The 26477-nt window shown below is 63.4% G+C and carries 28 protein-coding genes, 1 tRNA gene and 1 pseudogene; 17 read left to right on the forward strand and 13 right to left on the reverse strand.

Going from position 1 to position 26477, the window contains the following annotated elements:
• Positions 1 to 154: 154 nt before the first annotated feature.
• Positions 155 to 1204: pseudogene (gene epmA, locus NN662_RS16630) on the reverse strand (EF-P lysine aminoacylase EpmA); the annotation flags it as partial.
• Positions 1205 to 1358: 154 nt separating this feature from the next.
• Between epmA and efp the strand changes: the two are divergent.
• The 4 genes from efp to phnN all read left to right on the forward strand — a co-directional run bounded on the left by efp (position 1359) and on the right by phnN (position 4533).
• Positions 1359 to 1928, forward strand: coding sequence for an elongation factor P (efp, locus tag NN662_RS16635; RefSeq protein ID WP_261931340.1), 570 nt, complete (start codon positions 1359 to 1361; stop codon positions 1926 to 1928).
• 193 nt (positions 1929 to 2121) lie between these two features.
• Complete coding sequence (locus tag NN662_RS16640; RefSeq protein WP_261931341.1) at positions 2122 to 2823, forward strand: DUF1045 domain-containing protein; 702 nt, start codon at positions 2122 to 2124, stop codon at positions 2821 to 2823.
• A 1-nt stretch (position 2824) separates the two neighbouring features.
• Positions 2825 to 3964 (forward strand): alpha-D-ribose 1-methylphosphonate 5-triphosphate diphosphatase, encoded by a 1140-nt coding sequence (locus NN662_RS16645; protein WP_261931342.1) that lies wholly within the window; start codon positions 2825 to 2827, stop codon positions 3962 to 3964.
• Complete coding sequence (gene phnN, locus NN662_RS16650) at positions 3964 to 4533, forward strand: phosphonate metabolism protein/1,5-bisphosphokinase (PRPP-forming) PhnN (protein WP_261931343.1); 570 nt, start codon at positions 3964 to 3966, stop codon at positions 4531 to 4533. The genes NN662_RS16645 and phnN overlap by 1 nt, the downstream gene beginning before the upstream one ends.
• 64 nt (positions 4534 to 4597) lie before the next feature.
• Here phnN and NN662_RS16655 read toward each other — a convergent pair.
• From NN662_RS16655 to NN662_RS16670, 4 genes are all read right to left on the reverse strand, one after another.
• Positions 4598 to 4674: transfer RNA gene (locus NN662_RS16655), tRNA-Arg, on the reverse strand.
• Positions 4675 to 4760: 86 nt separating this feature from the next.
• Positions 4761 to 6281 (reverse strand): sensor histidine kinase, encoded by a 1521-nt coding sequence (locus tag NN662_RS16660; protein WP_261931344.1) that lies wholly within the window; start codon positions 6279 to 6281, stop codon positions 4761 to 4763.
• A 7-nt stretch (positions 6282 to 6288) separates the two neighbouring features.
• Positions 6289 to 7710, reverse strand: coding sequence for a dihydrolipoyl dehydrogenase family protein (locus NN662_RS16665; protein WP_261931345.1), 1422 nt, complete (start codon positions 7708 to 7710; stop codon positions 6289 to 6291).
• A 35-nt stretch (positions 7711 to 7745) separates the two neighbouring features.
• A complete protein-coding gene (locus NN662_RS16670; protein ID WP_261931346.1) occupies positions 7746 to 8525 on the reverse strand; it encodes a TVP38/TMEM64 family protein in 780 nt (259 codons plus the stop codon).
• 329 nt (positions 8526 to 8854) lie between these two features.
• Between NN662_RS16670 and rpmH the strand changes: the two genes are divergently transcribed.
• The 5 genes from rpmH to yihA all read left to right on the forward strand — a co-directional run bounded on the left by rpmH (position 8855) and on the right by yihA (position 13040).
• Entirely contained in the window at positions 8855 to 8989 is a 135-nt protein-coding gene (gene rpmH / locus NN662_RS16675) for a 50S ribosomal protein L34 (RefSeq protein ID WP_261932001.1), read from the forward strand.
• A gap of 28 nt (positions 8990 to 9017) precedes the next feature.
• Positions 9018 to 9404: a ribonuclease P protein component gene (rnpA, locus tag NN662_RS16680; protein ID WP_261931347.1), complete on the forward strand. Its 387-nt coding sequence runs from the start codon at positions 9018 to 9020 to the stop codon at positions 9402 to 9404.
• On the forward strand, positions 9404 to 11218 hold the full coding sequence (yidC, locus tag NN662_RS16685; RefSeq protein WP_261931348.1) for a membrane protein insertase YidC: 1815 nt from the start codon (positions 9404 to 9406) through the stop codon (positions 11216 to 11218). The genes rnpA and yidC overlap by 1 nt, the downstream gene beginning before the upstream one ends.
• 133 nt (positions 11219 to 11351) lie before the next feature.
• A complete protein-coding gene (locus tag NN662_RS16690; RefSeq protein WP_261931349.1) occupies positions 11352 to 12302 on the forward strand; it encodes a DMT family transporter in 951 nt (316 codons plus the stop codon).
• A gap of 84 nt (positions 12303 to 12386) precedes the next feature.
• The gene (gene yihA / locus NN662_RS16695) at positions 12387 to 13040 is read left to right on the forward strand and encodes a ribosome biogenesis GTP-binding protein YihA/YsxC (protein ID WP_261931350.1); all 654 of its coding nucleotides are present in this window, start codon (positions 12387 to 12389) and stop codon (positions 13038 to 13040) included.
• 67 nt (positions 13041 to 13107) lie between these two features.
• On the opposite strand, the gene NN662_RS16700 is transcribed toward yihA, so the two are convergent.
• Positions 13108 to 13665 (reverse strand): fasciclin domain-containing protein, encoded by a 558-nt coding sequence (locus NN662_RS16700; RefSeq protein WP_261931351.1) that lies wholly within the window; start codon positions 13663 to 13665, stop codon positions 13108 to 13110.
• Between the two features lie 289 nt (positions 13666 to 13954).
• Between NN662_RS16700 and NN662_RS16705 the strand changes: the two genes are divergently transcribed.
• Positions 13955 to 14194, forward strand: coding sequence for a hypothetical protein (locus NN662_RS16705; RefSeq protein ID WP_261931352.1), 240 nt, complete (start codon positions 13955 to 13957; stop codon positions 14192 to 14194).
• A 37-nt stretch (positions 14195 to 14231) separates the two neighbouring features.
• On the opposite strand, the gene NN662_RS16710 is transcribed toward NN662_RS16705, so the two are convergent.
• Positions 14232 to 14954, reverse strand: a complete 723-nt coding sequence (locus NN662_RS16710) for an anti-sigma factor domain-containing protein (RefSeq protein WP_261931353.1) — start codon at positions 14952 to 14954, stop codon at positions 14232 to 14234.
• On the reverse strand, positions 14951 to 15490 hold the full coding sequence (locus NN662_RS16715) for a sigma-70 family RNA polymerase sigma factor (protein WP_261931354.1): 540 nt from the start codon (positions 15488 to 15490) through the stop codon (positions 14951 to 14953). The genes NN662_RS16710 and NN662_RS16715 overlap by 4 nt, the downstream gene beginning before the upstream one ends.
• Positions 15491 to 15633: 143 nt before the next feature.
• Between NN662_RS16715 and argB the strand changes: the two genes are divergently transcribed.
• Complete coding sequence (gene argB, locus NN662_RS16720; protein ID WP_261931355.1) at positions 15634 to 16521, forward strand: acetylglutamate kinase; 888 nt, start codon at positions 15634 to 15636, stop codon at positions 16519 to 16521.
• Between the two features lie 25 nt (positions 16522 to 16546).
• On the opposite strand, the gene NN662_RS16725 is transcribed toward argB, so the two are convergent.
• From NN662_RS16725 to NN662_RS16740, 4 genes are all read right to left on the reverse strand, one after another.
• Positions 16547 to 18046 carry an MFS transporter gene (locus NN662_RS16725; protein WP_261931356.1) on the reverse strand — a complete coding sequence of 500 codons (1500 nt, stop codon included), beginning with the start codon at positions 18044 to 18046 and terminating at the stop codon, positions 16547 to 16549.
• Positions 18022 to 18636: a TetR/AcrR family transcriptional regulator gene (locus NN662_RS16730; RefSeq protein WP_261931357.1), complete on the reverse strand. Its 615-nt coding sequence runs from the start codon at positions 18634 to 18636 to the stop codon at positions 18022 to 18024. Before NN662_RS16730 ends, NN662_RS16725 begins: the two co-directional genes overlap by 25 nt.
• 78 nt (positions 18637 to 18714) lie before the next feature.
• Positions 18715 to 19629: a DMT family transporter gene (locus tag NN662_RS16735; RefSeq protein WP_261931358.1), complete on the reverse strand. Its 915-nt coding sequence runs from the start codon at positions 19627 to 19629 to the stop codon at positions 18715 to 18717.
• 86 nt (positions 19630 to 19715) lie between these two features.
• Positions 19716 to 19931: a hypothetical protein gene (locus NN662_RS16740; RefSeq protein WP_261931359.1), complete on the reverse strand. Its 216-nt coding sequence runs from the start codon at positions 19929 to 19931 to the stop codon at positions 19716 to 19718.
• A gap of 35 nt (positions 19932 to 19966) precedes the next feature.
• On the opposite strand from NN662_RS16740, the gene NN662_RS16745 reads away from it, so the two are divergent.
• Together NN662_RS16745 and NN662_RS16750 are read left to right on the forward strand one after the other, a co-directional pair.
• Positions 19967 to 20689, forward strand: a complete 723-nt coding sequence (locus NN662_RS16745) for a pyrimidine 5'-nucleotidase (protein WP_261931360.1) — start codon at positions 19967 to 19969, stop codon at positions 20687 to 20689.
• A 138-nt stretch (positions 20690 to 20827) separates the two neighbouring features.
• Positions 20828 to 21589 carry a calcium-binding protein gene (locus NN662_RS16750; protein ID WP_261931361.1) on the forward strand — a complete coding sequence of 254 codons (762 nt, stop codon included), beginning with the start codon at positions 20828 to 20830 and terminating at the stop codon, positions 21587 to 21589.
• A gap of 77 nt (positions 21590 to 21666) precedes the next feature.
• Here the strand turns inward: NN662_RS16750 and NN662_RS16755 are convergent, their stop codons facing one another.
• Positions 21667 to 22530, reverse strand: a complete 864-nt coding sequence (locus NN662_RS16755; protein WP_261932002.1) for an LOG family protein — start codon at positions 22528 to 22530, stop codon at positions 21667 to 21669.
• 159 nt (positions 22531 to 22689) lie between these two features.
• Between NN662_RS16755 and dapD the strand changes: the two genes are divergently transcribed.
• The 4 genes from dapD to NN662_RS16775 all read left to right on the forward strand — a co-directional run bounded on the left by dapD (position 22690) and on the right by NN662_RS16775 (position 26401).
• Positions 22690 to 23544 carry a 2,3,4,5-tetrahydropyridine-2,6-dicarboxylate N-succinyltransferase gene (gene dapD, locus NN662_RS16760; protein ID WP_261931362.1) on the forward strand — a complete coding sequence of 285 codons (855 nt, stop codon included), beginning with the start codon at positions 22690 to 22692 and terminating at the stop codon, positions 23542 to 23544.
• A gap of 200 nt (positions 23545 to 23744) precedes the next feature.
• Positions 23745 to 24476: a methanethiol S-methyltransferase gene (gene mddA, locus NN662_RS16765; protein ID WP_261931363.1), complete on the forward strand. Its 732-nt coding sequence runs from the start codon at positions 23745 to 23747 to the stop codon at positions 24474 to 24476.
• Positions 24477 to 24584: 108 nt separating this feature from the next.
• Positions 24585 to 25775, forward strand: coding sequence for a succinyl-diaminopimelate desuccinylase (gene dapE / locus NN662_RS16770; RefSeq protein ID WP_261931364.1), 1191 nt, complete (start codon positions 24585 to 24587; stop codon positions 25773 to 25775).
• Positions 25776 to 25801: 26 nt separating this feature from the next.
• Positions 25802 to 26401, forward strand: a complete 600-nt coding sequence (locus tag NN662_RS16775) for a hypothetical protein (protein ID WP_261931365.1) — start codon at positions 25802 to 25804, stop codon at positions 26399 to 26401.
• Positions 26402 to 26477: the final 76 nt, after the last annotated feature.

Here is a 26477-nt window from a genome sequence, read left to right on the forward strand (position 1 = left end):
CGACGAAATCGGCTGTCGCTGCGGGTTGCGCCTCCGCTTCGACCGGAGCTATCGCGGGGGACGGAGCTGCCGGGGCAACGGCAGGTGCAGCGGGCCTCGGCAGGATCGGCTGGGGTTCGATGCGGTCCGTCTGCTGCGCCTCGACCTGCGGCATGGCGACCGGAGCCCAGATCACCTGATCGATGCGCGATGCGCCGGCGGCCAGCATGACGAGACGCTCGAAACCGAGCGCAATGCCCGCCGATTCCGGCATCGCCGATACCGCATTGAGGAAGTCCTCGTCGATCGGATAGCTCTCGCCATAGACCCGGCGCTTGATGCGCATCTCTTCCTCAAACCGGGCGCGCTGCTCGCTTGCGTCCGTCAGCTCGCCGAAGCCGTTCGCCAGCTCGACTCCGCAGACGTAGAGCTCGAAGCGTTCGGCAACGCGATGGTCCTGCGGCGAGCGCCGTGCCAGTGCGGCCTCCGAGACCGGATACTGGTCGAGAATGGTCGGACGGCCATGGCCGAGATTGGGCTCGATGCGCTCGACCAGCACGCGGCTGAAAATGTCCGACCAGCTGTCGTCTTCGGCCACCCTGATGCCGGCGGCGCGTGCCTCGTCGGCAAAGCCTTCGCGGTCCGTCAGACCTTCCGGCGAGAGCGTGGCGAGGAGGTCGATGCCGACATACCGGTCAAAGGCCTCGGCAACGCTCAAACGTTCCGGCGACAGGAACGGATCGCAGCCGACGCCGCGCCAGTTGAACTGGTTCGCCTTCGCCTTTTCCGAGGCGCGCGCGAGGATCGCGGCGCAATCCTCCATCAGCCGCTCGTAGCTCTCGCCCGTGCGATACCATTCGAGCATGGTGAACTCGGGATGGTGCATCGGCCCGTGCTCGCGGTTGCGGAAGGCGTGCGCAAAGGTGAAGATGCGCGTCTCGCCGGCGGCGAGCAGCTTCTTCATCGCAAATTCGGGCGAGGTGTGCAGGTAGAACGGCCGGCTCTGGCCGTCGATGGAAACGGCCTCGGTCGAGAATGCGTGCAGATGCGCCTCGTTACCCGGCGACACCTGCAGGATCGAGGTATCCACCTCCAGGAAGTCCCTTGTGGCGAAATAACCGCGCAGCGCGGTCTGAATTGCGTTGCGAGCCATCAGGAAAGGACGTCGATCCGCGTGGACGTCGGCCGTCCACCAGGCGGAGGTCTTCGTATTTACAAGTGTCATTCGCGATGTTTCTTCTTCATACAGCCGCCAGAGGCTGGCTATTTTCCCTGTTTTGGTTTAGGTGCGCCCCAGAAAAATAACTCGAACAGGGCGTAAACGGGTTGGCAATTAGCTCCCCTCTACGACTCATTTGCAGCAGAAACAAGGAAGACTCATGGCAAAGGTTATCGCCTCTTCGCTCCGCAAGGGCAATGTGGTGGACGTCGACGGCAGGCTCTATGTCGTTCTCACTGCACAGAATTTTCACCCCGGCAAGGGCACGCCGGTGACCCAGGTGGACATGCGCCGCATCTCCGACGGCACCAAGGTTTCCGAGCGCTGGAAGACGACCGAACAGGTCGAGCGCGCCCATGTCGAGGACGCAAAGTTCACCTATCTCTATGCCGACGGCGAAGGCGTTCACTTCATGAACCCGGAAACCTATGACCAGGTCGTCATGGATCCGGAAACGATTGGCGATGCCCAGGCCTACCTGCAGGAAAGCATGGAAGTCATGCTCTCGATCCATGAAGGCAACGCGATTGCCATCGACCTGCCGCGCCATGTCACGCTCGAAGTCGTGGAAACCGAGCCGGTCGTCAAGGGCCAGACGGCGTCTTCGTCCTACAAGCCCGCCATGCTGTCGAACGGCGTTCGCTCCAGCGTTCCGCCGCACATCACCGCCGGCACGCGCATCGTCGTGCTGACGGAAGACGGCTCCTACGTGGAGCGCGCCAAGGACTGATCGAACCGATCATCCCCGATACCGATACGATGGCCCGCGACCTGACAAGGTTCGCGGGCCTTTCCTTTTCCGGCCCCGCTCTTCAGGCCGCATTTTGAGCCGCCGTCATATTGAATGCCCGATGCACGGCTATATGCTGGAGACAGATTCGCCAGCCCTGATTGCATTCCCCTGACAGAAGAGGAGCGGACCCTTGCGCTATGCCGTGTTCTTCACGCCGCCGGCAGACGATCCGCTGACGAAGGCTGCCGCCGCCTGGCTCGGCCGCGACGCCTTCACCGGCGCCCCCCTCGACCAGCCGCGGGCCCCGAACCTCGATCTTGCCGCCCTGACCGCCGAGCCTCGCCGCTACGGCTTTCACGGCACGCTGAAGGCGCCCTTTCATCTGAAGGCCGGCAGCAGCGAGGCCGACCTCGTCTCAGCCTTCGATGCGTTCGCGCGCGATTATCCGGCCTTCACCATTCCGAAGATGGTCGTCGGCGCGCTCGGGCCGTTCTTCGCACTCGTCCCCGCCGATGGGGCCGAAGACGGCATTTCCGGATTGGCGGACGCCTGCGTCAAGGCCTTCGAGCCGCTGCGCGCGCCGCTCTCCGAGGCCGATATCGCCCGACGCCGCCCGGAACGGCTGAACGAGCTCCAGCGGACCTATCTCGCCGACTGGGGCTATCCCTACGTCTTCGACGCGTTCCGCTTTCACATGACGCTGACCGGTGCGGTGCCGGAAGCCGAGCGGCCGGCCGTGCGGCAGATGCTCGACGCCACCTTCGCGCCCTTTGCCGGCCAGCCGATGCAGGTCGGGCATCTCGCCCTTTTTGCCGAGCCCCAGCGCGGCGCGCCCTTCAAGGTGCTGCGGCTGGCCGAACTCCACACTGCAGACAATGGGAGGACTGCCTGAGATGACGGCGGAAAGCGTATTTACCAATGGCCGTATCGTGCTGGAGGACCGTATCCTCTCCGGCACCGTCGTCATCCGCGACGGACACATCGTCGCGATCGACGAGGGTCGCTCGGCCGCCGGCGAGAACCTTGACGGCGACTATCTCATTCCCGGTCTCGTCGAGCTGCATACCGATCATCTGGAAACGCACCACACGCCCCGCCCCGCCGTCCACTGGCCGAAGCTCGCCGCCATCCAGTCCTATGACGGGCAGATCGCCAGTTGCGGCATCACCACCGTCTTCGACTGTCTCCGCCTCGGCTCGGACGAGGACGGCCGCTTTGCCGACAATGCCATGCGCGACATGGCCGGCGCCCTGATGAGCGCACGCGCCGACGGACGGCTGAAGGCCGACCATTTCATCCACCTGCGCTGCGAGGTCTCCTCGCACGACGTCATCGACCAGTTCGAGACCTTCGGCGATGTCGACATCGTGCGGCTGGCCTCGCTGATGGACCATGCCCCGGGCCAGCGCCAGTTCCAGACGATGGAACAGTTCACACTCTATTATAAGACGATGCGTGGCCTCTCGGACGAGGAGTTCGATGCCTATGTCGCGCGCCGGCAGGCCGCATCCGCCACCTATTCCGACCGGCACCGCACCACGATCGCAGAGGCCGCCCGCGGGCGCGGCATCACGCTCGCCTCGCATGACGACGCGACGCAGGCTCATGTCGACGAAGCCATCGCGCTCGGGGTGCGGCTTGCCGAATTCCCGACCAGCCTCGCTGCCGCCGATGCCTCGCACAAGGCGGGCCTGAGCGTTCTCATGGGCGCGCCGAACATCGTGCGCGGCAAGTCCCATTCCGGCAACATTGCCGCCCGCGATCTCGCGGCGCGGGGAACGCTCGACGTCATCTCGTCTGATTACGTCCCCTACAGCCTGATCCATGCCCCCTTCGTGCTGGCCGAACAGGTCGCCGGCGTCAGACTGCCTGAGGCGATCGCCATGGTCACCGCCACGCCGGCGCGCGCGGTGGGGCTTGCCGATCGCGGCCGCATTGCCGAGGGCCTGCGCGCCGATCTCGTGCGCGTGCGCGTTGCCGACGGCGTGCCGATCGTGCGCGGCGTGTGGCGAAGCGGCGAGCGGATCGCCTGATGCGCGCCTCGGCCGGCAAAATGGTCGCCATCGTCGGCCCGAGCGGCGCCGGCAAGGACACGCTGATCTCATACGCCCGCACGCGCCTTGCCGGCAACGAACGCTTCCGATTCGTTCGTCGTTTCATCACCCGCCCGACCGAGGCCGGCGGCGAGGACCACATAGAGCTCTCGGAGCAGGCCTTCGAACGGCAGAAGCAGGACGGCGGCTTCGCGCTTGCCTGGAACGCCCACGGACTGTCCTACGGGCTTCCCGCCGACACGCTCGCCGACATGGCCGCCGGCCGTATTCTGATCGCCAACGGCTCGCGCTCCGCCCTGCCGCTCTTCCGCGAGGTCTATCAGGCGCTGGACGTCATCATGATCACCGCCTCCGTCGACGTGCTCGCCACCCGCCTCGCCGCCCGCGGCCGCGAATCGGGCGAAGACATCCGCCAACGCCTCGCCCGCCAGCCCGTCACAACGCTCGCCGACTTCCCGACCTTCGTCATCGACAACAGCGGGGATGTGGGAGAAGCGGGGGAGAGACTGGTTCAGCGGCTGGAGGAGATCGCCAGCGCTGGTGGTTGACGCAAGACAACGACAATCAGTCGTCAAAACGCCAATACTTCAGACATTTCAATGAAGAGGGAAATGGCGCACCCGAAGAGATTCGAACTCCTGACCCCCAGATTCGTAGTCTGGTGCTCTATCCAGCTGAGCTACGGGTGCGTGTTGCAGTGCCGGTGACCGGCTGCGTGGCGATCCTCTAAAACGTCCGGTTTGGGAATGCAAGAGCAATTTTGAGAAAAAGTTGGTCAGGGGGTCGTGGAAGGCTCGCCGCCAGTACGCGAGATCGCCGCGTCGCCCGCCGTGCGGGCCCGGTAATCCTCGATGGAAACGGGGCGGTCGGGAATTTCGATCCGAAACAGCGTGCCGGCGCCCGGCTTTTCCACAAGCGCGATGGTGCCGCCATGGGCAAGCACCAGCTCGCGCGCGATCGTCAGCCCGAGCCCCGTGCCGCCGGAGCGGGCCGAGCCGCGGAAGGCCATGAACAGGTTCTCGCGCGCCTTCTGCGGCAGGCCGGGGCCGGTGTCGTCCACCGAGATCGTCACGACGCTGCCCATCCGCTTGGCCGAAACGGTGATGACCTTGACCAGCATGCCGTCGTCTTCGCCCCGGTAGCCGGCAAGCGCCTGATAGGCATTGCGGCTGAGATTGGAGAGGACGCGGTAGAGCTGGTCGCTGTCGGCGTCGACCTCCAGCCCGGGATCGATCTGCTCGACGAACTCGATACCGCTCGCCGGGTCGATCGCCAGCGTCTCGCGGATTTCCTGAACCAGTCCCGCCAGATGAAAGCGCTTGCGGTTGGGGGCCGCTTCCGACGCCTTGCCGAAGGAGAGCACCGAATTGGAATAGCCGACCGCCCGGTCGAGGCTGCGCAGGAGCTTCTGGGCGAAGCTTCTGACCATCGGATCGTCGACATCGGCCAGGCGGTCCGACATCAGCTGGGCGGAGGCGAGAATGTTGCGCATGTCATGATTGATCTTGGAGACGGCAAGGCCGAGGTCGGCGAGATTGCGCTGCTGCTTGAGCGTGCGCTGCAGCTGCGCTTCCATCTGCGAAAGGTGGTGGGCGGCGAGCGCCAGCTCGTCATGGCCGCGGTCGGCCGGCAGGATGCGATTGGGATCCTCCGGGTTCTCGGAGAAGATCTGCATGCTGCGCGTCAGCCGGCGGATCGGCCGGATCATGATGCGATTGATGGCGAAGAAGATCAGCGTGGCGGTGATCAGCGAGATCAGCACCGACAGGAACAGGACGTTGCGCGCATAGACGAACATCGCCGAGCGCAGCGTGTCCTCCTCGAGGATGAGCTCGATGATCATCGAACTGTCGCCGATCGGGCCGGACGCGCGGATGATCCGCCCGCCCCCGAAGACCAGCGTGTCGAGCGCGTCGCGAATCGCGGTAAAGGCCGACACATCGGAGAGGTCGTACTGCTTGTCGACATTCGGCGGCATGTCGGAGATCGCCAGCAGGTTCGAGACGCCGTCCTTGCGCAGCACGATCGCCTTGGTGCCGGTGGCCATCAGCGCCTCGTCCTGAACGGAGCGTGGCAATGTCACCGGCTGCAGGCTGTCGATCACCACGCCGGCGGCGGCCGCCGTGTTCAGCCGGTCGCGCAGCCAGTTCAGCCGCATGTTGGCGACCGATGGAACGAAGATCAGGATTTCGGCCAGCATGACGAAGACGACCGTCAGCAACAGAAGCTTGCCGGACAGTCCCGTCATCAGGCCCGGCATGCGCGGCACGGGCGTCTGGGGTGTGGTTTCGCTCATCTCGCTCTCAGCCGAACCGCGCCAGCAGGCGCACAATGCGCCGGATCAACGGCTGGCGCGTCAGCGGCTGATAATAGGTCATGGCGGCCCGTTTTCCAATCTCGGAGAATGTCGGGTAGGGAGAGACGAAGGAGGCCATGTCCCGGAGCTTCAATCCCCTGGCCAGCGCCAGCGACCACATGTTGATCATCTCGCCGGCTTCCGCGCCGACAATCGAGGCGCCGAGAATCGTGCCGTCGCGCCTGGCGACAACCTTGATCAGCCCCTCCGTCCTCCCTTCCGCCTGCGCCCTGTCATTGTCGCTGAAGGGCCATCTCAGCACACGGATCTGGCCGTAGCGCTTCGCCGCCTCTTCCTCACCAAGGCCGACATGCGCCAGTTCCGGATCGGTGAAGGTGACGCGCGGGATGATGGTATCGCGCACCCTGGCGGGCAGCCGGAAAAGGATCTGGCGGACGACCATTTCGGCATGATGGCCGGCGGCGTGGGTAAACTGCTGGCCGCCCGCGGCATCGCCGACGACATAGATGCGCCGGTTGGACGTGCGATATCCGGCGGATTTGCGGACCTTGCCGCGCTCGGTTCTGACACCGGCCGCCCGAAGGTCTAGCGATTGCAGCGACGGCGTGCGGCCGGCGGCCACCAGCAGGTTGCTGCCCTCGACTGTGAATGCGCCCGCCGCTGCCATGCAGGAGAGCCTGACGCCACCCGGCACCTTCTCGACGCCGGTCGCCGAGGTCGCCTCGTGAAGGACGATGCCTTCGGCCTTGAGGCGGTCGCGGACGACGGCCGAAAGCTCCGGATCCTCCCGGCCAAGAATGCTGCCGCTGTCGACGAGCGTGACGGCGGAGCCCAAACGACGGTAGGCCTGGGCCATTTCGACCCCGACCGGTCCGCCGCCGATCACCAGCAGATGCGCCGGCAGATAGGAGAGATTGAGAAGTGTCTCGTTGGTGAGGAAATTAACCGAAAAGATGCCCGAAATCGACGGCACGAAGGGCGTCGATCCGGTGGCGATGACGAAGCGGCGGGCGCGCAATGTCTGGGTACCCACCTGCAATGTCCGGCGGTCGACGAACTTCGCCTCGCCGCGGATGACGGTAATGCCGAGCGCGGTCATCCGCTCGATGGAATCGTTCGGCGCAATGGCCGCGATCGTCTCGCGGACATGCTCGCGGACCTTGCCGTAATCGACGACGGGCTCGGCTCCGGCAATACCGAAGCCGCCGTCGCGCACGGTTGCCGCCTTGCGGGCCGCGGCAAGCAGCGCCTTGGAGGGAACGCAGCCGTAATTGAGGCAATCGCCGCCCATCTTGCCCTTCTCGACGAGCACCACCGACACGCCGAATGCGGCTGCGGCCACGGCCACCGACAACCCGCCAGCCCCTGCCCCGATCACGCAGACATCCGTCTTCATGTGTGCCGCCATGCCTCGCACTCTCTCCAATCCATCAGCACCATCGCTCAGGCCGTTTTCTCACCTTTTATGCGATGCAATACAATCGGTATGGCGGCAAATATCGCCAGACCGGCAAGCGCCAGGGTGATCTGCGGGGTCAGGAAGTCGGACAGGGACGGCGCGTGGCCGCTGGCCGCGGCCTTGGCTAGCACGTCGTCGAGACCCGTGCCGAGCCAGGCATAGATGGCCGTGCCGGGGATGATGCCGATCAGCGTCGCCAGTGCGAAGGTCTTGAGGCTGATGTCGAGAAAGGCCGGCGCTATGGTGACGGCGAAGAACGGAAAGATCGGCGCAAGGCGCAAAACCAGCAGATAGGCGAAGGCGTCGCGCCTTATGCCGTCGGCCATCTGGCGGACGGCGGGGCCGGCCCTCTGTCGCAGCACGTCCCCGAAGGCATAGCGGGCAGCGAGGAACAGGAGACTGGCGCCCGTGGTGGCCGCCAGCACGGCGAGCGGCACGGCGATGGTGAGGCCGAACAGGAAACCGGCGAGCACCGTCAGGATCGCGGCCGACGGGAAGGAGACGGCCACGAGCGTCGCATAGACCAGGAAATAAAGCCCGGCAAAGGCAATCGGATGCGCGGCGACCTGCGCCTTCAGGTCGCCGCGGTAGGCCGCAAGCTCGCTGAAACTTGCATAGCGATAGGCTCCGCTCAGATAGAAAGCGGCAAGGCAGACGATGATGACCAGCAGGGGGCCGAATCGGGCCGGCGAGCGGCGTCTGGCCACGGGCAGAGGCGGCAGCGTTTCGTTGGACGTGCCTGGGGGAATGTCGGATTCGTTCATGCCGGCACGCTAACCCCAAGGCCCAGGAGAGGCCAATGACTTCTTCTCGCGTTTCGCATACATATGTGTGATCGCTCTTTTGAAGAGACGGGAATGGCCGTCGCCGGAATCGGAAAACCGGGCCTCAAATGCCGGAAATGAAGGCTTTCGGGCCGTTTCCGGCCGGCTTGGCGATTGACTTCCGGAAAACCTGTCCATATAAGGCGCCCACGTTCGGAGGCCTTTTGCCGCTTTTTGGCGGGGCTTTGCCGTACGAATAAAAACCAAACGCTCCTTGCACATTGCAAAGCACAAAGAAGGGCCGCACTCCGCGGTAATTAAATAACATGGTGAAGCGTACCTACCAACCGTCCAAGCTTGTCCGCAAGCGCCGCCACGGATTCCGTGCCCGCATGGCCACCAAGGGTGGTCGTCTGGTTCTCGGCGCACGTCGCAACCGCGGCCGCAAGCGCCTTTCGGCATAAAGCCGATGTGCCCGGAAACAAGCGGGCGATGACGTCTGAGACGAAAGATATGACTGTCGGGCGGCTGAAAAGCCGGCCGCAGTTTCTTGCTGTTCGCAACGGAGAGAAGCGCAGGGGCAGATATGTCCTGCTCGAGGTGCTGGACCGCAAGGATGAAGGTGAGCCGCGCGTCGGCTTCACCGTGACCAAGAAGCACGGCAACGCCGTGGAGCGAAACCGCATGCGGCGGCGCCTGAAGGAAGCCGTGCGACTTTCTGCACGGTTTGCAATGGAGCCCGGGCACGACTATGTGATTGTCGCGCGGCGGGAAGCGCTTTCCGCGCCCTTTATTGAGCTGGCCGACCACCTGCGAACGCGCATCGGTGGCAAGCCGGGGGAAAAACGGACCAAGGGGCCACGCTCCGGGAAAGACTGATGGAAAAAAACCGCAACTATCTGTTGGCAATCGTGCTGTCGGTGGCGATCATCGCCGTCTGGCAGATTTTCTACATGAACCCGCGGCTTGAAGCCCAGCGCGCCGCGCAGGAAGCCCAGCAGGCCAAGATTGCCGAACAGCAGAAGACCACCGCCTCCAGCGATGCCGCCCCGGCTGTTGCCGGCGCCGACAAGCCGGTCGCCGGTGCCCTGCCCGCGGGCGCAGCCGGGACGGAAAAGATCAGCCGCGAAGCGGCACTAACCGCGGCTCCCCGCGTCGCGATCGACACGCCCGACCTCAAAGGCTCCATCAATCTCGTCGGCGCCCGCCTCGACGACCTGGAGCTGAAGGGCTACCACGAGACGGTCGACAAGAGCAGCCCGATCATCACGCTGCTCAGCCCCGCCAACACCAAGGACGGCTATTTCGCCGAACTCGGCTACATCGCCGACAGCGCCGCCGGCAAGATGCCCGGCCCGACCACCGAATGGACGCTTTCCAAGGGCGACAAGCTCACCCCCACCACGCCCGTCGAACTCACCTACACGAATGATGCCGGCATCACGTTCGTCCGCACCATTTCGGTCGACGACCATTACATGTTCACGGTGAAGGACAAGATCGAGAATGCCGGCTCGGCACCTGTCTCGATCGCCGGCTACGGCCGCATCACCCGCAACAACAAGCCCGACGACCGCTCCACCTACGTCCTGCACGAGGGCTTCCTCGGCGTCATCGGCACCGATGGCAGCCTTGTCGAGGAAAAGTACAGCGCCATCGAGAAGGAAAACTACGTCAATCCGAAGGCGACCGGCGGCTGGATCGGCATCACCGACAAGTACTGGGCGACCGCCATCGTGCCGCCGCAGACCATCGCGTTCGATTCCCGCTTCTCGCATTTCACCGACGGCAAGCCGCGCTTCCAGGCCGACTACAAGGATGACGGCGTCACCATCGCCCCCGGCCAGTCGACCCAAGTCATCAACATGGTGTTTGCCGGCGCCAAGGAAGTGCCTGTCGTTAACTCCTACGCCGACAACATGCACATCACCAAGTTCGACAAGCTGATCGACTGGGGCTGGTTCTACTTCATCACCAAGCCGATGTTCGCCGTCATGGACTTCTTCTACAAGTTCTTCGGCAATTTCGGCGTCGCCATCCTGATGACGACCATCGTCGTCAAGGCGCTGTTCTTCCCGCTCGCCTCCAAGCAGTACGCCTCCATGGCCAACATGAAGCGCATGCAGCCGAAGATGGAAGAGCTGAAGAAGAAGTTCGGCGACGACCGCATGGGCCTGCAGCAGGCGACGATGCAGCTCTACAAGGAAGAGAAGATCAACCCGGTGGCCGGCTGCTGGCCGGTTCTCCTGCAGATCCCGGTCTTCTTCTCCCTCTACAAGGTGATCTACGTCACAATCGAGATGCGTCATGCGCCGTTCTTCGGCTGGATCCGCGACCTTTCGGCTCCCGATCCGACGTCCTTCGTCAACCTCTTCGGCCTTCTGCCGTTCGAGGCACCGACCGCGCTGCATCTCGGCATATGGCCGATCATCATGGGCATCACCATGTTCCTGCAGATGCGCATGAACCCGACGCCTCCGGATCCGGCGCAGAAGATGATCTTCACCTGGATGCCGGTCGTGTTCACCTTCATGCTCGGCAGCTTCCCGGCCGGTCTCGTCATCTACTGGGCCTGGAACAACACGCTCTCGATCATCCAGCAGTCGATCATCATGCGCCGCCACGGCGTGAAGGTCGAACTGTTCGACAATCTCAAGACGCTGTTCCGGCGCAAGCCGAAACCCGCCGAATAAGACAACGAAACGAAGCCCCGGACCTGATCCGGGGCTTCTTTTTTGTGGTCGCGTTCCGCGACATGCGGACGTCGCTTGCCGGCCTCGAAACTTCCCTCTAATTGGCGCATAGTCGCGCCATCGGGGAGGCCACATGACAACAGAATCCATCCAGACCGGCGCCGGCGCGACGCCGGATAACGAACAGGCGACCGGCATCGTCCTCATCATCAGCGCCGCCGTCGCATGGAGCTTCGCCGGCACCGTCTCGCGCTTCATCCATGTCGAGGACGTCTGGACGATCGTCTTCTGGCGCTCCCTGTTCGCGGCGCTCTTCCTTCTGGCCTTCCTCCTCCTGCGCGACGGGCCGCGTGGCACCGTCCGTCTGTTCCGCAACATGGGCATTCCCGGAGCAGTGACAGGGCTTTGCCTCGGGGTCACGGCAATCGGCTACGTCGTCGCCCTGCACTACACCACGGTCGCCAAGGTCGTGCTGTTCCTCGCCACCGTGCCGCTGATGACGGCGCTGTTCAGCTGGCTGATATTCCGCCAGCGCATTTCCGCAACCACGTGGGGCGCCATCGCCATCGTCATTGTCGGCGTCACGCTGATGGTCTGGGATTCGCTTTCCGGACCGGGATCGGTGATCGGGCTTGCCGCCGCCTTCATCATCGCCGTGGCCTTTGCCGCGTCGGCGCTGATGACCCGCCGTTATCCACATATCCGCATGATGCCGGCCGTTGTCTTCGGCCTCATCGCCGCGACCGCGGTTGCCGCCTTCCCGGCAAGCTATTTCCTCATCCCCGCACGGGAATACGGGCTGATCGCCATCTTCGGCTGCTTCAACCTGGCGCTCGGCATGGCGTTCTTCGTCACCGGCGCCCGTCGCCTTGCGCCCGCCCTCACAACCCTGCTTGCCACGCTCGAGACCGTTCTGGCGCCGCTCTGGGTCGCGCTCGTCCACGGCGAGATCCCCAGCCGCAACACCTTCATCGGCGGCGGACTGATCATCGTTGCCCTCGCCTTTCACCTGACGCTCGAATGGCGCGAGCAGCGCAAGGGCCGGCGCATCCCGGCCGGACCAATCCCGCCGCCAATGCCGTGAATGACGGCTCTGCGGGCGCCGAGACTTGACTTTGCGCGGCAAAACCCGGAAGCAGGCGGCAACAACAGCAGTCAGGACACCCGCATGACCGGCGAAACGCCCATTTCGGACACGCTTCTTTTCGCGCGCCCGTGGATCTTCATCCGCGGTGTCCCGTCCATGAAGTTCCTGCCGCCGGAAGGCCCGCCGGAGATCGCGTTTGCCGGACGGTCGAATGTCGGAAAGTCGTCGCTGATCAATGCGCTGATCAACCAGAAGGGTCTGGCGCGCACATCGAACACGCCGGGCCGCACACAGGAGCTCAACTATTTCGTGCCGGACGGCTATTCGGGCGAAGCTGGCGACCTGCCGCCGATGGCGCTCGTCGACATGCCGGGCTACGGCTATGCGCAGGCGCCGAAGGAACAGGTGGACGCCTGGACGAAGCTCGTCTTCGACTATCTGCGCGGCCGCGCCACGCTGAAGCGCGTCTATGTGCTGATCGATGCCCGCCACGGCATCAAGAAGAACGACGAAGAGGTCCTGTCGCTTCTCGACAAGGCAGCGGTTTCCTATCAGATCGTGCTGACCAAGACCGACAAGATCAAGGACGCCGGCGTGCCGCGCGTCATCGCGGAAGCGGAAGCCAAGATTCGGAAGCGCCCTGCCGCCTTCCCGGGCATCGTCGCCACCTCTTCGGAAAAGTTCCGCGGTCTCGACGACCTGCGCACGGCGATCCTCGACACCATCAACGCATGAAAAACGCCGCCTGCTTGTTCAGCAGGCGGCGCCGTCTCCCGGTGTGAACTCGAAGACGAACGAGGGTTTACATCTTCGGCAGGAGAACGTGGTCGATCACGTGGATCACGCCGTTCGACTGCTTGACGTCGGCGATCGTCACATGGGCGACATTGCCGTTCTCGTCGGTCAGCGTCAGCTTGCCCATGTCTTCCTTGGCCTTCAGCACGCAGCCGCCAACGGTCTTGACGTCATGCTCGCCGCCATCGTCCTTGATCATCTTCTCGATGGCTGTGGACATGGCATCTGCAGCAACGACGTGGCAGGTCAGGACCTTGACCAGCTGGTCCTTGTTTTCAGGCTTCAGCAGTGTGTCGACGGTACCGGCCGGCAGCGCATCGAAGGCTTCGTTGGTCGGGGCGAAGACCGTGAACGGACCCTTGCCGGACAGCGTGTCGACCAAGCCGGCGGCCTTCACGGCGGCGACCAGCGTGGTGTGATCCTTCGAGTTGACGGCGTTCTCGACGATGTTCTTGTTTTCATACATCGGCGCGCCGCCGACTTCGGGGTTCGCGGCAAATGCCGGCGCTGCAACAGCGGCCATCAGAAGCGCGGAAAGGGTGGTGGTACGAAGGGCCTTGAGCATCTCATTCTCCTCTATGAGTGGCCGGCACGGTCATGCCGTCCGGCTTGGGTTACAAAGGGAGATACGGGAGGTGCTTCAGGAAAGTTTCAGGGCCGCCAATTTTTTTGCCTGCGAACCCAAATTGTTTTCAATGCAACCAATCACATCTAGAGTTGCGAATTTGCAGGGCCCATCCTCTGCGAATAGATAGGTACCATCGCCGGTTACCCCGGCCGGACCCGCACATCAGTGGAGCTGTAATGTCCAGCGCAGACTAACGGATGGAAGTACACGGATCATGGAGACAATCATGTCACTGGTGGACAGAATAATTGGCTTGTGTTGCACAGCAGCGGTCAGCTTCTTCATTGCCATACTCGTCTGCTTCGCCGCATTTTTAATACTTATAGACCCGCCCATTTTCGTGCGGTCCGTGGCGCCGTTTTTTGGCATTTCAATGGGAATCGACGTCTTCTTTGGTTGCCTCTTCCTGTTCACATTCTGCAGCTTAATGGGCGGCTATATTTATGCTCTGTGGCGTGTAAAGTAGCAGCCTCAAGCCTGAATATGGGTTTTCGTCTTGGGGGTCAAAGGCTCTTGAGCTTGCCGAGTGCCAGGACCGGACCGGTCGCCGTGCCCGTCGGCGAGCCGCCGAACGGTTCCAGGCTGACGGCGAAGATCGCGTCCGGGGCGATCGTCGAGCGGATGCTCTCAGGCACGATCACCTCGCCGCCGCCATTCTGCGGCAGGACGCCGAGCGAGACCGGTGCCGCGTCGCCCTTGATCAGCCAGAGCTCGAGCGATTTCTTGTCCTCGGCTCCGGCCGCGACAGGGGTGATCTTGAGGTGACCATTGCCGGCATCATAGTTCGCCAGCAGCGCCAGATTGTTGTCGCCGGTCATCTCCGCGACCAGGACCTTCGGCGTTGGCTGGAACAGTCCGAGATCGACAAACGCATAGGCACCGGCGGCAATGAAGAAGACCGCGGCAGCGAGCCGCCAGAAGACGAGCGAGTTCCAGACCGCCGCAATCGGCAGCGAGAAGCCGGACTTGCGGCCGAGGTCTGGCGAAAATAGCCGCTTCTCGACGCCGGCATAGAGATCGGCGGGTGGCGTCTGCAGGCCGTATTCGTCGTTCATGCCGGCAAGGTTCTGCGTCCAGCGGAACACGATCGCCGCGAACTCGCGGTCGGACATCATCCGCGCTTCCACCTTGCGCCTGTCCGAAGCGGACAGCACTCCGAGAACGTATTCGCCCGCCAACACCTCATCGCGCGAACGATCGCCCATGCTTCGACCAGACGACGTCATCTTTCCAGACACTCTCTCAAACTGATGAGGCCTCTCCTCAGCCAGGTCCTCATCGTATTAATAGGCACTTCGAATTCCCCGGCAAGCTCCTCGTAGGAAAGCCCCTCCACATAAGCCTTCCTCACCGCCTGCGCCCTTTGAGGTTCCAACGCCTGCATGCATGTGTCAATCCGCCTGCCTTCCGAGGCGAGGACGGCGCACTGCTCCGGGCTGTAACCCTCGTCATGGAGATCATACGCGGTATCGATTTCGTCCGCCACCGGCTTGCGCTTGCGCATTCCATCGATCGCCTGGTTGCGCGCAATCGCCGCAAGCCAGGTGTCCGGTGTGCCCTGGGCGTCCGAAAACTGTCCCGCGCGTTGCCATATCTTCACGTAAATCTCCTGCAGCGCCTCTTCCGCATCGGCCCTGTCCTTCAAGATACGCAAGGCGATCGCAAAAAGTTTCGGAGCGGTCTTGTCGTAAAGTCTTCGAAATGCGGCCCTGTCGCCAATCGCCGTGCGGCTGATCAGCGTCCCGGTTTCCTCTTCCGTCATTTCTCCTCGCTTTCGGACTGTGCCTCAAGCGGACCCCGTGGGCCCGATGCGTCCGGGTGAAATGCTTGCCACCCGGCGCTTTGGCTGTTCACACCTATCGGACTTTACGTTAAAAGGCCGCCATCAGATTACTGGAGAGCCCCATGAGCGTATCGGAAAGTGAAATCCAGGCCCGGCTTCTCGCGCAGGCGCTGCCCTTCATGCAGCGCTACGAGAACAAGACGATCGTCGTGAAATACGGCGGCCATGCCATGGGCGATGCCGAGCTCGGCAAGGCTTTCGCGGCCGATATCGCGCTTCTGAAGCAGTCCGGCGTCAACCCGATCGTCGTCCATGGCGGCGGCCCGCAGATCGGCGCCATGCTGACGAAGATGGGCATCGAATCGAAGTTCGAGGGCGGCCTGCGCGTCACCGACGAAAAGACCGTCGAGATCGTTGAAATGGTTCTCGCCGGCTCGATCAACAAGGAGATCGTCGCGCTCATCAACCAGACCGGCGAGTGGGCGATCGGGCTCTGCGGCAAGGACGGCAACATGGTCTTCGCCGAGAAGGCGCAGAAGAAGGTCATCGATCCGGATTCCAACATCGAGCGCATTCTCGACCTCGGCTTCGTCGGCGACGTGGTGGAAGTCGACCGCACGTTGCTCGATCTGCTCGCCAAGTCGGAGATGATCCCGGTCATCGCCCCGGTCGCACCCGGCCGCGACGGTCACACCTACAACATCAACGCCGATACCTTTGCCGGCGCCATCGCCGGCGCGCTGCGCGCCACCCGCCTCCTGTTCCTGACCGACGTACCCGGCGTGCTGGACAAGGATGGCAAGCTGATCAAGGAATTGTCGGTCACCGAAGCGCGCGCGCTGATCAAGGATGGCACGATTTCCGGCGGCATGATCCCCAAGGTCGAAACCTGCATCGACGCCATCAATGCCGGCGTGCAGGGCGTCGTCATCCTGAACGGCAAGACGTCGCATTCGGTCCTTCTGGAAATCTTCACCGAAGGCGGCGCGGGCACGCTGATCGTTCCCTGACGCCAGTCTGGCTTCAGTTCTGGCGTCAGTCGACCATCACCGGCTGCTGACGGGCGGCGGGAAGCTCGGGTTTCTTCAAGAGAAACACCATCGCGACCACCAGCACGTAGCAGCCGAGATTGTAGAGCGTCGCCAGTTCGAGGCCGCGGGTGAACGCCTCGTGCGGCGTGGCGCCGCCTGCGGACCGTGCGCCGACCACCGCAAAGAAGATGCTGCTGATGACGGCGACGCCGAAGGCGCCGCCGGCCTGCTGGAGCGCCTGCAGCGATCCGGAGCCGGAACCGGCATCCTTGTCCGGCACGCCGGCGAGGATCGTCTCGAACAGCGGCGTGATCGCCAGTCCCAGGCCGAAACCGGCAATCGCCAGCGCCGGCGCGAAATTCCAATGATTGAGAACGTCCGCGGCATTGTCGGCAACGATGCGGACAAGGGCGATGCCGGCAAAAAGCGCGATAACGCCTGCCGCGATGCGCTCGCGGTGCCAGCGAAAGCCGACCTTGCCGGAAAACACCGACGCCAGCAGCACGCCGATCGGAAACGGCATGGTGGTGACGCCCGACTGCAATGGCGTCAGCCCATGGCCCGTCTGAAGATAGATGGCGAAGACGAGAAAGAAGCCCGGCACGGCGGAGAAGAAGAACAGCGATATCAGCGCGCCGATGGCGAAGTTGCGATTGCGGATCAGATGCGCCGGCAGAAGCTGCGGCCGGCCGCGCTGTTCCTGGCGATTGACCCAGGCATAAAACACCAGGAACAAGGCCACGCCGGCGACCACCATGGCGAGCGTCCACCATGGCCAGCCGAGGCCATTGCCCTCGATCAGCGGAAAGATCACGCAGAACATCGCGGCCGCGGCAATCAGGATGCCGGGGATATCGTTCTTCATGCCGGGATGGGCGGGGATGGCGGGAATGTATTTCTGCGCCGCGAAGACCGCGGCGATGCCGATCGGGATGTTGATGAGGAAGATCGGCCGCCATTCGCTGCCGGCGATGTCGGCTGCAATCAGCGCGCCGCCCAGGACCGGGCCGGTGACGGATGCGAGGCCGGCGGCAAGGCCGATCAGCGCAAAGGCCTTCGCCCGCTCGTGCGGCGGGAACATGACCTGGCCGATGGCGATCACCTGCGGCACCATCATCGCGCCGCCGACGCCCTGCAGCACGCGGGCAGCGATCAGCAGGCCCATGCCCGGCGCAATCCCGCACAGGAGGGAGGCGATCGTGAACAGGGCGACGCCGCTCATGAAGATGCGCTTGCGCCCGATGACGTCGCCAAGCCGGCCGAACGGCATCAGGCCCAGCGCAAACGTCATGATATAACCGGCCACCACCCATTCGATACCGGCGCTCGTCGCTCCGAGGCTCTTCTGCATGCTGGGGAGAGCGACGTTGACGATGGTGACGTCGATGAAATTCATGAAAGAGGAAATCAGCAGGATCGTCATGGCAATCCAGCGGTAGGCATAGGGCTCGCCGGTGGAAAACGTTCTGTCCGTCATCGTCAGCCTGGATTGTTTGAGGGACATGCCTGGATCGATCGCACGAGTTCGCCGGTCACCTGTCCGTAAACGGTCTCGTCCAGCGGCTGCCGCCGTCCGGCCAGGAGGGCGAGCGTCCCGACGATGATCAGCGCCGCCGCGTTGACATCGATGTCGGAGCGGAAGGTTCCGTCGGCAATGCCGGCTTCGAGAATGGTGGCGAAGTGACAGCGCCAGCCGGCGCTCATCGGGTTGATGTAGCGGGCAACCTTGTCGTCGTATTCGGAGCGACGCTTCAGCTCGATCATGGCATGAAGCAAGTTCGGATTGTTGATCGCGGTATCCCTGAACTCCGAGAATTCAAGCTTCAACTGCTCGAGCGGCGACAGGCCGTCGCGAGGATTGCTCATGTGCTGGGCCGTGAATTCGTCGAGCATCGACTGGGCCAGAAGCTCGATCAGCGCTTCCTTGGTCGGTACGTGATAATGCAGCGTGGCAACGTTGATGCCGACCCGATCGGCGATTTCGCGGGTGCGCAGACCCTCGAATCCCTTCTCGACGATCAGGGCGCGCGCGGCCTCGGCAATGGCACGGCGGCGGTCTTCCGTAGGGAGATAGGGATGCGGCTGCTTTTTCATAATTCAAGCAATTGATGGGGGGCGGCTGGATGTCAAGGCCGGGCGTCTGGGAAAGGGTACGACGCCCGGCCTTCCCGCTCAAAACAGGAGCAGTGCGAGGATGCCGAAGACGATCAGGAGACAGCCGGCAATTTCAAGGCCGTTGATCTTTTCCTTGAAGATGAAGACCGACGAGGCGAAGGTGAACAGCATCTCGATCTGCGCCAGCGCCTTGACCACGGCCGCCTGCTGCAGGGTCATGGCCGAGAACCAGCCGAAGGATGCCGTCGCCCCGACGAAGCCGACGAGGATCGCCGGCCGCCATGCCTTCATCACCTGAACCAGTTCCTTCGGCTCGCGCCAGAGCATCCAGCCGAGCATTGCCACGGTCTGGACCACGATGACGACGGCGAGCGTGACGCTTGCCTGCATGGCAAAGTCCGGCGCCGGCAGCGTGCGGCCAAGGGCCAGCGAAGCGGAACGGTAAGAAACCGCCGCAATGCCGAAGAAGGTGCCGGAAAGGAGACCAATCAGGGCCGTCCGGCTGGTGACGGAGGTCAGGAGCGAACGGACGGAAAGCGCCGTGCGGGCGACCGAGATCAGCATCACGCCGGCAACCGAAATGGCGATGGCGATCAGCGTGCTGGCGGTCACGGTCTCGCCGAGGAAGACGAGCGCGAACAGCGCTGCCTGCGCCGGCTCGGTGCGCGAATAGGCCGTGCCGACGGCGAAGTTTCGAAAGGCGAACAGATGGACGAGCAGGAACTGGGCGGCGATCTGGGTGAAGGCACCGACCAGCGCCCAGCCGGCAAAGGCGGGCGTGAGCGCCGGCAGAACATGGCCTTCCCGGCTTGCGAGAACGGCGAGGTAAATGAGCGCGAACGGCACGCCGAAGCCGAAGCGGACGAAGGTCGCTCCGGTCGTGCCGATCCGGCCCTTGAGGTGTTTCTGCAGCGCCGAGCGAATGTTCTGCAGGAAGGCGGCTGCGATGGTGATGACGATCCAGGCTGGCATGATGATCTCTTGTCGATGTCGGGGGGGGGGCCGGGAAACCACCCCGGCTGACGCATTAGTTCGGACCGACCAGCGGCCCGCCGAGATCAGCGAAGTCGGCTGAGCGCGGTACCCGACAGGCTCGCGAGGAAGCGCACCGGCAGGCGCTTGCGGTCCTGCAGGATCAAGGCTGCGCAGTGGGCGCCCGTGTTTCGCTTCGTCATCGACATGATCGTTCTATAGCAGTTCGCCCGGCCGCCGCCAATCGTCATTGCCGCGGCCCACGGGTCGCGAAAAGCCTGCGCTTCGTCGACCGAGGGCATTTCCTTGCGCCGCCGCCTCTGCCATAAGAACGGCCATGAACACACGCAAAGCCCTGCCCGAAAAGTCCGATTTCGATACCGTCAAAGACTGGGTCTTCGATCTCGACAACACGCTCTATCCGCATCACGTCAATCTGTTCGCGCAGATCGACCGCAACATGACGGCCTTCGTCTCCGAGCTCCTGCAGCTCGAGCCGGAGGAAGCTCGCTTGATCCAGAAGCGCTATTATCACGAGCACGGCACGACGCTGCAGGGCCTGATGATCCACCACGAGGTCGATCCGAACGACTTCCTGCAGCGGGCGCATGCGATCGACTATTCGATCCTGATGCCCGATCCCGATCTCGGCGCCGCCATCAAGGCGCTTCCCGGCCGCAAGTTCATCTTCACCAATGGCAGCACGGCGCATGCCGAAGCCGTGTCCCGGGCGCTCGGCATCCTCGACCATTTCGACGACATCTTCGACATCGTCGCCGCGGACTACGTGCCGAAGCCGGCCGGCAGCACGTATGACAAGTTCGCCAGCCTCAACCGGATCGACGGCGCCCATGCCGCGATGTTCGAGGATCTGCCGCGCAACCTGTCGGTGCCGAAGTCGCTCGGCATGCGTACCGTGCTCCTGGTACCGCGCAATCTGGAAGAGGCGTTCCTGGAAAGCTGGGAACGGCCGGAAGAGGGCCGCGACCATGTCGACTACGTGACCGACGATCTGGCCGGCTTCCTGCGCGCAATCGTTTCAGGGCCGGCGAAATCTTAACAAAAAGCAAATAGCTGCAGGAACTTAGGTTACAAGCGATATTACCAAAGTTTCATCTACCTTACCGTTGTTTAAGTGGTGAAGGCACGCGACCGTTCCTACCTTTCCCAGTGTGAATGACGCTGGAAAGGAAGAACCATGAACACCAAGACCCTCACGCTTGCGGCTGCCTCCGCAATCCTGATCACGGGCGTATCAGCAGGAGCCGTGTCTGCCCGCGGCTTCGGCGACGGTTTCGGCGGCCGCCATGGCCCCTCGCCCGAAAAAACCTATGTCCGCATGCTGCAGCTTTTCGACGCCAATGGCGACGGCAAGATCACCAAGGACGAAGCCATTGCCGGCGAAGAGAAGAAATTCGCCGAGATCGACACGAACAAGGACGGCTCGATCACGCCCGGCGAATTGCGCGAATACCGCCAGGCCTGGATGAAGGATCATCACCGCCCCGACCGCATGGGCAAGGGTCCCGGACCTGACGGAATGGGCAAAGGCCCCGGTCCCGATGGAATGAAGCCCGGCATGATGAAGGACCAGATGCAGGGCAAGAACGACCCGGCCGGCATGGGCAAGCCTGAAGGCGGACCGCCGCCGCAGGAAGACGCCATGGGCAACGGCCCGCAGGGCGGACCGCCCGGCGATGACGACCGGGGCCATGGCTGGTGGCATCGCTGGATGGACCGTGACGGCGACGGCCCGCGCGGCAAAATGGCGCGCGACGATCATGGCCCTCGCTTCGGCGGACCGATGCGCGGCATGATGCTGATCCACATGGCCGACACCGACGAGAACGGTCAGGTCAGCAAGGAAGAGGCGAAAGCCGCGATGACCAAGATGTTCGATCGCATGGATGTGAACGGCGACGGCGTCATCGATATCAAGGACATGCCTCCCGCCGAGTAAGCCCCTCTCTCCCTACTCGGACAGGCACATGGCCGGTCCCGCAGCATGCGGGGCCGGCCTTTCCTTTTCCTGATCCGTCAGGCGTGACCGTAGAATTCGCCAATGATCCGCCAGGCATCGTCGGCGGTGTCGACAAAACTGATAAGGTCGAGATCCTCCGGGGCGATGGTGCCGAACTCGGCAAGCGCCTCGAAATTGACGATCCGGTGCCAGAATTCCGAGCCGAACAGGATCAGCGGCACGCGGCTCATGCGGCCGGTCTGGATCAGCGTCAGGCATTCGAAGAATTCGTCCAGCGTGCCGAAACCGCCCGGGAAGACGGTGACGGCCTTCGCCCGCATCAGGAAGTGCATCTTGCGGATGGCGAAATAGTGGAAGTTGAAGGAAAGCTCCGGCGTCACATAGGGGTTCGGCGCCTGCTCGTGAGGCAGCACGATGTTGAGGCCGATCGACGGAGCGCCGACCTCGGCCGCGCCGCGGTTTCCGGCTTCCATGACGCCCGGACCGCCGCCCGTCGTCACCACGTATTCGCGGTTTTCGTGGTCGCGGGCATATTGCGAGCAAAGCCTCGCGAATTTCTGCGCCTCGCTGTAATAGACCGACGCCTCCGACAGGTTGCGGCGCTGCGTCTCGTTTCGCGCCGCCCAGGGCTCGACGCCGGGCGCCGGGATGCGCGCGCCACCGAACATGACGACCGTCGAGCGGATGCCCTTTTCCTCAAGGATCATCTCGGCTTTCAAAAGCTCGAGCTGGAAGCGGACGGGGCGCAGCTCCTCGCGGCACAGGAAATCCTCGTCGGCGTAAGCCAGCCGGTAGGAGGGCGAGACCGTCTGTGGCGTCTTCGGAATCCCTTCCGCCTTTTGCTTGTCGGCGGAGCTGTTTTTCAGCGGATCCCATGCCCCATCCCTGCGTCGGCGGCCCACATGCTTCATGTTCGTCATCATTCCTCTATTCCGGCGCAAAGCCGAATCACATTGACGCTCGCAAGCCCGTCGCTTACAGCATCCGTGATAAATTTGACCCCTGCCAAAGGACTTACGTCCGGCAGGCCCATCAGATCACCGGCCCAGAGTCTAAACATCGAAGTTTAAGGATTTCCCATGACAGGTATCGATCTCGCGTCCCTGGAGACAAGCATTGAAACGGCGTTCGACAACCGTGACAGCGTCAACACCTCCACGCGCGGCGAGGTTCGCGATGCCGTGGAAACCGCACTGAACCTGCTCGACAGCGGTAAGGCCCGCGTCGCAACCCGCGGCGAGGACGGCAACTGGACCGTTCACCAATGGCTGAAGAAGGCCGTTCTCCTGTCCTTCCGCCTGAATGACATGGAAGTCGTCAAGGGCGGTCCGGGCAACTCGACCTGGTGGGACAAGGTGCCGTCGAAGTTCGAGAACTGGGGCGAGAACGCCTTCCGCGAAGCCGGCTTCCGCGCCGTGCCGAACGCTGTCGTCCGCCGCTCGGCCTTCATCGGCAAGAACGTGGTGCTGATGCCGTCCTTCGTCAATCTCGGCGCCTATGTCGACGAGGGCACGATGGTCGACACCTGGGCGACCGTCGGCTCCTGCGCACAGATCGGCAAGCACGTGCATCTCTCCGGCGGCGTCGGCATCGGCGGCGTCCTGGAACCCATGCAGGCCGGCCCGACCATCATTGAGGACAACTGCTTCATCGGCGCCCGCTCGGAAGTCGTCGAAGGCTGCATCATTCGCGAGGGCTCGGTCCTCGGCATGGGCGTGTTCATCGGCAAGTCGACCAAGATCGTCGACCGCGCGACCGGCGAAGTGACCTATGGCGAAGTACCGCCCTACTCCGTCGTCGTCGCCGGCACCATGCCGGGCAAGCCGCTGCCGAACGGCGAGCCGGGCCCGAGCCTCTACTGCGCCGTCATCGTCAAGCGCGTCGACGAGAAGACCCGCTCCAAGACCGGCATCAACGAACTGCTGCGCGACTGACGCATCCCGACCGACACCCTGATACACGTCTGAACCCGCCAGTCCGGAGACAATCTCTCCGGGCTGCGCACGGCGAACGCACGCATTCGTGACAGGCCCCTGCCCCCGGCCATATTGATCGGACGGATGTGAGTGCCTAACGTCCCGACCTGCCGCTGTCGGCCAGTCAGATTGCGGCAGGTTGTCTGGGAGGGCACTCGATGAAGCGTATCGGTTTCCTGGCATTCGGGCTCGTCGCCTATCTGTTTTCGCTGCTGACGATCCTCTACCTGATCGCCTTCGTCGCCGGCCTGTCCGTGATCCCCCGATCGATCGACCATCCGGCAATCGGACTGTCATCGACGCATGCCGTCCTTGTCGACTTGCTGCTCATCGCGATCTTTGGCCTGCAACACAGCCTGATGGCGCGGCGCTCCTTCAAGGCGGCCTGGACGCGGCTGATGCCGCGCGCAATCGAGCGAAGCGGCTATCTGGTCTTCTCCTGCCTCGCATTCCTCCTGCTCTTCACCTTCTGGCAACCGCTCCCCGCCCTGCTCTGGGACGTCAGGGAAAGCCTTGCGGAGCCGCTCCTCTGGGCGGCCTTTCTCGCCGGCTGGCTGATCGCGCTCGTCAGTACTTTCCTCATCGATCACCTGGAGCTTTTCGGCCTGGCGCAGGTGCGGGACGCCTGGCGTGAACGGTCGACCGGCGCCCCAAGGTTTCGCCAGCCCTTCCTCTACCGGCTGGTCCGTCATCCCCTTTACAGCGGTTTCCTCGTCGCCTTCTGGGCCACGCCGGCCATGAGCTACGGCCACCTTCTCTTCTCGACGGGCATGACGGCTTACGTTCTCGTTGCGATACGCCTCGAGGAGCGGGATTTGCTGTCGCTTTTCGGTGCCGAATACCAGGCATACCGCCTGAGGGTCGGCAAGCTCATTCCACGGTTCAGGTGACGCGTCCCCGTTGCCTCGGCTCGTGACAGGCTCCCAAGGATCGGCTACACAGCAACGACGCGTTCAGAAACACAAAACGGCCCTGATGGCCGCGGAATTCCAGTACCCATGTCCTCTACCGATCCCGTCGCCGTTCTCCAGACACTCATCCGCTGCCCCTCCGTCACCCCGGCGGAAGGCGGTGCGCTTTCCGCCCTCGACGCCATGCTGTCGCCGCTCGGCTTTGCGGTCGAGCGCATCACCGCGCGTGACGACGGCACGCCGGATGTTGAGAACCTCTATGCCCGCCGCGGCACATCCGGCCCGCATCTGATGTTTGCCGGCCATACCGATGTCGTGCCGGTCGGCAACGAGGCCTCCTGGACGCATCCGCCCTTTGCCGCCGATATCGAGGACGGCATTCTCTACGGGCGCGGCGCGGTCGACATGAAGGGCGGCATTGCCTGCTTCGTGGCCGCCATTGCCCGTCATATCGAGAAGCACGGCGACATTGCCGGCTCGCTCTCCTTCCTGATCACCGGCGACGAGGAAGGCCCGGCTATCAACGGCACCGTCAAGCTTCTGAAATGGGCGGCCGACAAGGGCGAGACCTGGGACGCCTGCATCCTCGGCGAACCGACCAATCCCGACCAGCTCGGCGACATGATCAAGAACGGCCGGCGCGGTTCGCTCTCCGGCGAGATCACCGTCCATGGGGTGCAGGGCCACGCCGCCTATCCGCATCTCGCCGACAATCCGGTGCGCGGCATCCTGCAACTGACGACGGCGCTGATGTATCCGCCCTTCGACCACGGCAGCGACGATTTCCAGCCGTCGAACCTCGAAGTGACCACGGTCGATACCGGCAATACCGCCGTCAATGTGGTGCCGGAAACGGCGCGCGCCGCATTCAACATCCGCTTCAACGATCTGTGGACGGAAAACACGCTCAAGGGCGAGATCATCCGCCGGCTGGACGCCGCGGCCGCCGACGGCAATCTGCGGCATGGCCGCGATCCGGTCCGCTTCGACCTCACCTGGAAGGCCAATACCGCGCAGGTGTTCCTCACCCGCGACAACCGACTCACCGGCATTCTTTCGGAAGCGATCGAAACGGTGACCGGGCTGACGCCGAAGCTTTCGACCACCGGCGGCACCTCCGACGCGCGCTACATCAAGGATTACTGTCCGGTGGTGGAATTCGGCCTCGTCGGCCAGACCATGCACATGGTCGACGAGCGCGTGGCTATTGCCGATCTGGAGAAGCTGACCCAGATTTACGAGACCTTCCTCGAGCGCTGGTTCTCCGAGCCGGCCTGACATGAGCGTTTGATCGAGTTTTTTTGATGGTGCCAGGGTTTACCGAGGTCGGTTACTACATGACGGGGCTGCGGCTGCTGATCCGCGGCAAGCGCGAGGGCTTCGGCTATCTCGACATCTCCGACCGCGGCGTCGCCCGCTCCTTCTGGGCAATCCTCTGGTGCATGCCGTCGCTCCTGCTCTCCTGGGGCTGGTGGCACTGGATGTTCATCTCCATCATGCCGGAAGGCATCAAGACCGGCCTGCCCTTCTTCGCGCGCCTCGCCCTCGTCGATGCCGTCGACTGGATGCTGCCGCTGCTCATTGCGGCAATGATTTCCCTGCCGCTGAAACTCGAACGCCAGTTCCCGGCCTTCGTGGTCGTGACCAACTGGATCAGCGTTCCCTTTTCCTTTGCGCACGCGCTGATCATCGCGCCGATCATCTTCTTTCCGCAGATGCTGTCGATCGCCTATCTCGCCTGGCTCGCACTCCTGCTGATCGCCGTCTTCGTGCTGGCGCGGCTCATGCGCATGGTCTACGGCGCCAACATGGCCCTCGTCGCCGTCTTCGTGGCGCTACAGATCCTGCCCGGCATGTTCATGGAGGATTATCTGCAGCGGCTGCTGGGCGTTGCGCCGTTCTGAGGGTGGTGATGGCTTGGCTTTTGAGGATGCGGGCAGCAGGTGCTCGTGCGCCTCACCGCATCGCATGACCTGCGGC

Source organism: Rhizobium sp. NRK18 (assembly GCF_024385575.1).
GTDB lineage: Bacteria > Pseudomonadota > Alphaproteobacteria > Rhizobiales > Rhizobiaceae > JANFMV01.